Below are 7128 nucleotides of genomic sequence, written 5' to 3'. Positions count from 1 at the left end.
TTTTTTCAAGTTTTGACTTCGTTCTCGGCAAGTTTCGAACTTTTCCGACCGCCGCTCAAAGAGCAGCTTAGTTAGTTTACCAAACTCAAGGCGTTTTGTCAAGAACTTTTTTCAGCTTCCGGAGAAGTTTTTTGTTCTCGCCGTATCCGCTTTTCCGCTTGGCCGCCGCCTCAAAAGACAGCTTAGTTAGAATACCACACCCCACCTATGCTTGTCAACGGTTTTCTTTTGAGTTTTTAAATTCTTTTTCGGGAGATGATTTCCTTCCTATTTAATATATAGGGCTTGCAACCGCAGCGGCAATTTCACTTGGCATGAACCGCGGACAGCGTGTTATTTGACAGTTTTTTCAGTAAATTTTCTCCGTGGTCTGAAATTATTACACCCTGTTTCAGTCAGTTTCTCCGCTCATTTGTGGCATATGCACAACAAGATATGTTTTACAATAGCCATACTGCACGATATAGGCAAAAAAATTTAAAGATACTGCAAAGAAAATTATAGAGTAATATTGGTAAATTTCCTTTATCATGGGTTTATCAAAAGGAGCGGGGACGAAAAGAGAGCACCCGCACCGACACGTCACTAACTTTTAGGAGGAAGAGAAAATGAGCAAAAAGAGATTACTCGCCCTGACACTGGCAGGCATGATGGCCACTTCGGTACTGGCGGGCTGCGGCGGCCAGAAGACGACAACACCGGACGCGACGAATCCTGATGCCTCGACCGACCAGCCCAGCGCAGACAGCGGTGCGGTCGACTATTCCGACATCACCATCGGTTCCTGCATCTATAAGTTTGACGACACCTTTATGACCAATGTCCGCAATGCAATGACGGAAGCCGCCGGCACGCTCGGCTGCAAGGTCGATTTGGTGGACTCTCAGAACAAGCAGCCCGAGCAGAACAATCAGGTGGATACCTTTATCACCAAGGGCGTTTCCGCACTTGCAATCAATGCGGTAGACCGCACAGCCGCAGGCCCGCTGGTTGAAAAGGCTAAGGCCGAGAGCCTGCCGATCGTATTCCTCAACCGTGAACCCGAAGCGGACGTCATGCAGTCCTACGACAAAATCTGGTACGTCGGTGCCAAGGCTGAAGAGTCCGGCACGATGTCCGGCGAGATTATCGTAGATTACTGGAAGGCGCATCCCGAAATGGACCGCAACGGCGACGGCAAGCTGCAGTACATCATGATTACCGGCGAGCCGGGTCATCAGGACGCAACCCTGCGCACCGAGTATTCGGTTAAGGCCATCACCGACGCGGGCATTCAGGTTGAAGAGCTCGGCAACGACACCGCAATGTGGGATAAGGTTAAGGCGACCGATCTGGTTACCTCGCTGCTCGCCGCAAAGGGCGTTGAGCGCGTAGAAGCTATCCTCTGCAATAACGACGACATGGCACTCGGCGCAATCGAAGCGCTCAAGGCTGCCGGCTACAACAAGGGCGACGCCGCTATGTACACTCCTGTCGTCGGCGTTGACGCAACCGACGCTGCACTGCAGGCAATGAGCGAAGGCACACTGCTCGGCACCGTACTGAACGACGCCGTCAACCAGGGCACCGCAACCGTCAACATCGCAGCAGCCGCAGCAGCCGGTCAGGAAATCACCAAGGATACCATCGGCTACGAAGTGACCGACGGCAAGTATGTTTGGATTCCCTACGTCAAGGTTACCGTTGACAACTATAAGGATTACATCAAATAAGTATTTCACCTTGTGCGGCGGGCCAATCGGCCCGCCGTATGCAGGAGGCGGAACGGGAGCCTGCGCTCCCGTTTTCCTTCCCTGCATCAATCCTCAAAAAGGAGGCCGGAGAAATTTATGGGCGAATACATACTGGAAATGAACGGCATCTGCAAATACTTCCCCGGCGTTAAGGCGCTCGACAATGTTTCTCTCAAAGTGCGGCCGGGTACCGTGCACGCGCTGATGGGCGAAAACGGTGCGGGCAAATCGACGCTGATGAAATGCCTGTTCGGCATCTACCAGGAAAATGCCGGAGAAATTATCCTAGACGGACAGCAGCAAAACATCACAAGCTCCAAAATGGCGCTCGATTTGGGCGTTTCCATGATTCATCAGGAGCTGCATCCCATCCGGTACCGTCCGGTCATGGAAAACATCTGGCTGGGACGCTTCCCGAAAAAGGGCATTGCGGTCAGCCACAAGCAAATGTACGAAAAGACCCGCAAGCTGTTTCAGCAGCTTGACCTGAACATCGACCCCGCCGTGCTGGCCGGAACACTTTCGGCCTCGACGCTGCAGTTGGTCGAGATCGCCAAGGCGGTCAGCTATGACTCGAAAATAATCATCATGGACGAACCGACCTCCTCGCTGACCGAGGACGAGGTCGGGCGCCTGTTCAAGATCATCAATCAGCTGCGATCGGAAGGGCGCGCCATCATTTACATATCGCATAAGATGGAGGAAATCCTCAAAATTTCGGACGAAGTCACCATCATGCGTGACGGCACGTACGTCGGCACATGGCCGTCCGCAGAGCTGACGACCGACCTGATTATCAAGCGCATGGTCGGCCGCGACCTGACCAATCGGTTCCCTGTCAAAAACTACGAAACAGGCACGGAAACCATTCTCGAGGTCAGCCACCTGACCAGCGCCAACCCCCGCTCGTTCAAGGACGTCTCATTCACGCTGCACCGTGGCGAGATTCTCGGCATCGGCGGACTGGTCGGCGCACAGCGCACCGAGCTGGTGGAGTCCATCTTCGGCCTGCGTTCCATCGCTTCGGGCGAAATGCAGATTGACGGCAAACCCTACCACGCCAAAAACGTAGCCGACGCGAAAAACCACAAAATTGCGCTTCTGACCGAGGAGCGCCGCGCAACCGGTATTTTCGGCTGTCTGTCGATTTTGGACAACACGGTCATTGCCGCGCAGAAACAGTATGCGCACGGCGGCGTGCTCAACGACAAGGCACGAATGGACGCGGCAACCGATTCCAACGCCCGTCTGCGCACCAAAACGCCATCCATGAACGAGCTGATTCAGAATCTGTCGGGCGGCAACCAGCAGAAGGTGCTGCTCGCCCGCTGGCTGCTGACCGAGCCGGACATTCTGATTCTCGACGAACCGACCCGCGGCATCGACGTCGGCGCGAAGTATGAGATTTACACCATCATGCAGTCGCTCGCGGCGCAGGGCAAGGGCATCATTATGATTTCCTCCGAAATGCCCGAGCTGCTCGGCATGAGCGACCGCGTTATGGTCATGTGCGCCGGACGTGAGTCAGGCATCCTGAATAAAGAGGACGCCGATCAGGTCAAGGTCATGGAACTGGCCACCCAGTTTATGAACTAACGGAAAACGGGGGACTGAAACAATGAGTAAAGAAAAAACCATACCGGCAAACCGGTATTATTTGACGCAGGCCGTAATCGGTGCGGTCATTCTGGCGCTGGCGCTTGCACTGGCGGGTGTCGAAGCATCCATGGGCTTGAAAAAGGTGCTGTACGACCTGCCGTGGTTCATCGGACTGATTGGCGTGGCCGTGCTCGGACTCGGACTGGCCAACTGGAAGAAGTCCGGCAAGGTTGAGGGTGCGTCTGTCACACTGAGCAAGTCACGCACCCACGATTTCCTGCTGAACAACGCCATTATTCTGGCATTGGCCGTACTGGTCGTTGTCATCTGCTTTAAGGAGCACTCCTTCATGCAGCTCAAGGTGATGAAGGACATCCTCGCACAGGCATCGCCCCGCATTATCATCGCACTGGGCATCTGCTTTACGCTGCTGATTGCCGGCACCGACCTGTCGGCATGCCGCATGGTCGGTCTGGCCGCCGTTATCTCGGCCTCCATGATGCAGACCGTGGAATATGCAAACCGCTTTTATCCCGATTTGCCGCAGATTAACCCGATTTTCGCCATCATCCCGGCGATTCTCGCGTGCATGTGCTTCGGTGCACTCAACGGCTTCCTCGTCGCAAAGTTTGACATGCACCCCTTCATTGCAACCCTAGCCGTGCAGGTTATTATCTACGGCGCGTGCTCGCTGTACTTTGACCTGCCCCCCAACAACTCGCAGCCGATCGGCGGCATCCGCCCGGATTTCTCCGCCATCGGCCAGACCCGCATTTTCGCGGGTGAGGGCACCTTCCTCGGCTTTATTAAGGACATTCCGATTCTCGGCACGCTGGTTGGCAACATTTCGATTCTGATTCCGATTGCGGCCGTGTTCATCATTGCAATCTGGTTCGTGCTCAACAAGACCGTATTCGGCAAGAACGTGTACGCCATCGGCGGCAACCGCGAAGCGGCTGTGGTTTCCGGCATCAACGTGTTCGCCACCATCATGGGCATCTTCATTCTGGCCTCTGCGCTGTACGGCGTGGGCGGCGTGCTTGAAGCGGCACGTACCGCGGGCGCAACGAACAACTACGGCGTCGGCTATGAGCTTGATGCAATTGCGGCGTGCGTCGTGGGCGGTGTTTCGCTCAACGGCGGCGTGGGCAAGGTATCCGGCATTCTGTCCGGCGTGCTGATTTTCCAGGTCATTCAGTACGGCCTGCAGTTTATCGGCATCAGCCCGATGTGGCAGCAGATTATCAAGGGCATCATCATTGCGGTTGCCGTTGCAATCGACCTGTCCAAGTACCGCAAAAAGTAAACTTGTCTCCCTCATATCGCTCCCTTTACCAGGGGCATGTATAAAAGAACGCCGTCGCTTGTGCGACGGCGTTCTTTTTGTCGTTATTCCGCTTCGGCCGCGCCAAGCTTTCTCCATTCCGCATAGAGAAACAGCGGCATGCCCGATATGTTGTCCGTATCATCGGCCGCACAAGGCTCCTCCATGCCAATCAGGCAAAGCCCGCTCTGTGCCGCAAGATTGCAGTAATAGCTGATTGGACGGTGAAAATGCGTCGTGCCGCCGCAAAAGTCGTGCTGAATTTGATATTCCCGCGCGTATGACCGCAGCATCCGCGCGATTTTCACGCCGTGTTCATCCTCCAACCATTCACCCGGGTATGCTGCCGGATGCACGATGGCGCAGAACAGTCTGCCGCCTGTCTTCAGCACACGCGCAAATTCATCAAACAAGCTTTCAATTTCAGGCAAATCCATCAGCACCTGATTGCAGAACACCAAATCAAACCGTTCGTCGGCATAGGGCAGGCTTTGCTGCAAATCAACCTGTTCAAATGCACCCTCCGGATACCGCGCCCTCGCCTGCCGCAGCATGGCGGGAGAACCGTCACATCCGATGACATCCGCGCCGATGCGCCGAAAATAATCAGTGAACACGCCATAACCGCAGCCTGCGTCAAGCACGGCACAGCCGGGCATTGCAGGGAACCGACGCTGTACAACCGCCATGTTGTCTCTCGCATTCTTGTTCTGCTCCTGCCCTGCGGCATATGCCTGCGCTGCACGCTCCCATTGCTCAAGCACCTGATTCATTCCGCTCTCCTTTTTCTGCGTCACAGCAAGCTTTTCACATATTCCACCGGCACGTCCATGCGCTTTGCGGTTTCTTCCGCCGAAAGACCGCTTTCCGCAAACCGGCGCACGACCGCTGCCATGTTTTCACCAACCTCCACAATATGGCGGTCCGGGTCGTAAAACCGCACGGCGCGCTGCCCCCACGCGTGCTCGACCGCAGGATGCACGAGCGCCACCCCTTCTGCTGCGGCGAGCTTTTGCAGGAATCCGTCAAAATCGTCCTCCTCAAAGTACAGTTCTCCGGCGTTGCCGCCGAACACGAGCTCCTCCTCCCGCTTGCCGATAAAACGCAGCCACGTTTCCCGCGTTTGCAGCGCAACCCCGCCCGTCAGCGTAACGTTCGCGCCGAAGTCCGCCACAACCGAGAGTCCCAGCACATCAAAGTAGAACTGCTTTGACCGTTCCATGTCCGAAACCGCAATCAAAGGACACTGAAATTTCATTTCCCTCACCCTTTCCCGCTCTTCCTGAGCGCAGCACATATAAATCATAAAAAGTCAGGACCTGCGCCTGACTTTTTATCCCCCGACTCAGCTGCCTTGGGCAGCGTCGTTCGGGTATCGAAAGGCAGTTTCTCCGGAACGGCCTTTCGTAGATAGGGGGCTTTTAAAGCCCCCTATCCATAACTTACGTTTCCGTCTGATATTGCCTGACATTGTCCCGCGTGATGCGGATATACGGCAGGCGCAGATAATTTCCGTCCATATGCAGCGATTCCACACTTTCTCCTTCAATCATCGCACAGGTCACGCGCACGGCGGCACGCGCCTGCCCCTCCGCGTCGTTGTACACCGTGCCCAGCATGCGGCGGTCGGCCACGGCGGCAAGGCCGACAGGCGTGCCGTCAATGCCGACGACGACGGGCAGCGTCCGTGTGCCGGCGGTTTCGAGCGCGTCAAGCGCCCCGAGCGCCATATCATCGTTATTGGCGATGACTGCTTCAATCTGATCGCCGTATTTTTCAATCCAAAGCGCCATTTTGGTGCTCGCCTGCACGCGCATCCAGTTGGCAATGCCGGTGGCCAGCTTATCTGTCTTGATGCCCGCATCGGTCAGCGTTTTGATGACTGCCTCGGTGCGGATGAGTGAATCCTGATGCCCCGCGTCGCCCTCGAGCATGACGTACTGCACCTTGCCGTCCCCGTTTCGGTCGAGCTGCTGCGGGTTCTGCTGCCACAAATCGACCAGCAGACTGCCCTGCAGCTGGCCCGACTCGGCCGCGTCCGCGCCGATATAGCACACCTTGCTCCAACGGGATAAATCCTCCTCCACCGGCTCGCGGTTGAAGAAAATCATTGGCACATCAGCCGCCTTGGCCTTGTCAATCAGCGCCGCCGCCGCTGTGCGGTCGACCAGATTGACCATCACCGCATCATAATTCTTCTCTAAAAAAGCTGAAACATGATCATTTTGCTTGTTCTGGCTGCTCTGCGCATCGGAAAAGGTCAGAATAATCTTAATATTCTTTTCCTGCTCCAGCTCTTTGGCAGCCTCCTGCATGTAGTTGGCCATGAGCGAAATAAAGGTATCCTCCTGCCGGTACAGGCTGACGCCGATGCGAACGGTGTGCACCTTTTCGCCCGCTTGCCCGCCGCCGCAGCCAATCAGGCCGAGCAGCAGCAGCACCGACAGTGCCGGTTTGAAAAATCGTTTCATC

The 7128-nt window shown here is 55.6% G+C and carries 6 protein-coding genes; 3 read left to right on the top strand and 3 right to left on the bottom strand.

The window, feature by feature from the left end; genetic code table 11:
* The first annotated feature begins 608 nt into the window (after nucleotides 1-608).
* The 3 genes from QOX26_RS06350 to QOX26_RS06340 all read left to right on the top strand — a co-directional run bounded on the left by QOX26_RS06350 (nucleotide 609) and on the right by QOX26_RS06340 (nucleotide 4638).
* On the top strand, nucleotides 609-1712 hold the full coding sequence (locus QOX26_RS06350) for a galactose ABC transporter substrate-binding protein (RefSeq protein ID WP_283674119.1): 1104 nt from the start codon (nucleotides 609-611) through the stop codon (nucleotides 1710-1712).
* A gap of 117 nt (nucleotides 1713-1829) precedes the next feature.
* Nucleotides 1830-3329 (top strand): sugar ABC transporter ATP-binding protein, encoded by a 1500-nt coding sequence (locus QOX26_RS06345; RefSeq protein WP_283674118.1) that lies wholly within the window; start codon nucleotides 1830-1832, stop codon nucleotides 3327-3329.
* Between the two features lie 130 nt (nucleotides 3330-3459).
* Nucleotides 3460-4638 carry a galactose/methyl galactoside ABC transporter permease MglC gene (locus QOX26_RS06340; protein WP_283674132.1) on the top strand — a complete coding sequence of 393 codons (1179 nt, stop codon included), beginning with the start codon at nucleotides 3460-3462 and terminating at the stop codon, nucleotides 4636-4638.
* Nucleotides 4639-4721: 83 nt separating this feature from the next.
* Here QOX26_RS06340 and QOX26_RS06335 read toward each other — a convergent pair whose 3' ends face one another.
* The 3 genes from QOX26_RS06335 to QOX26_RS06325 form a co-directional block, all read right to left on the bottom strand.
* Nucleotides 4722-5429 (bottom strand): class I SAM-dependent methyltransferase, encoded by a 708-nt coding sequence (locus QOX26_RS06335; RefSeq protein WP_283674117.1) that lies wholly within the window; start codon nucleotides 5427-5429, stop codon nucleotides 4722-4724.
* 20 nt (nucleotides 5430-5449) lie between these two features.
* Nucleotides 5450-5914: a VOC family protein gene (locus QOX26_RS06330; protein ID WP_283674116.1), complete on the bottom strand. Its 465-nt coding sequence runs from the start codon at nucleotides 5912-5914 to the stop codon at nucleotides 5450-5452.
* 184 nt (nucleotides 5915-6098) lie between these two features.
* The gene (locus tag QOX26_RS06325) at nucleotides 6099-7127 is read right to left on the bottom strand and encodes a galactose ABC transporter substrate-binding protein (protein WP_283674115.1); all 1029 of its coding nucleotides are present in this window, start codon (nucleotides 7125-7127) and stop codon (nucleotides 6099-6101) included.
* Nucleotide 7128 lies beyond the last annotated feature (1 nt).

Origin of the sequence: Butyricicoccus sp. Marseille-Q5471, assembly GCF_951230135.1 — a bacterium.
In the GTDB taxonomy this organism is placed as follows: domain Bacteria; phylum Bacillota; class Clostridia; order Oscillospirales; family Butyricicoccaceae; genus Agathobaculum.
Note: the sequence above shows the minus strand (reverse complement) of the source record. Positions and strands in the feature narration are given on the sequence as shown.

Coding starts and splice junctions, on each gene's coding strand:
- QOX26_RS06340 (WP_283674132.1), top strand. CDS start 3,460: ATGGGCTTGAAAAAGGTGCTGTACGACCTGCCGTGGTTCATCGGACTG.
- QOX26_RS06345 (WP_283674118.1), top strand. CDS start 1,830: ATGGGCGAATACATACTGGAAATGAACGGCATCTGCAAATACTTCCCC.
- QOX26_RS06350 (WP_283674119.1), top strand. CDS start 609: ATGAGCAAAAAGAGATTACTCGCCCTGACACTGGCAGGCATGATGGCC.
- QOX26_RS06325 (WP_283674115.1), bottom strand. CDS start 7,127: ATGAAACGATTTTTCAAACCGGCACTGTCGGTGCTGCTGCTGCTCGGC.
- QOX26_RS06335 (WP_283674117.1), bottom strand. CDS start 5,429: ATGAATCAGGTGCTTGAGCAATGGGAGCGTGCAGCGCAGGCATATGCC.
- QOX26_RS06330 (WP_283674116.1), bottom strand. CDS start 5,914: ATGAAATTTCAGTGTCCTTTGATTGCGGTTTCGGACATGGAACGGTCA.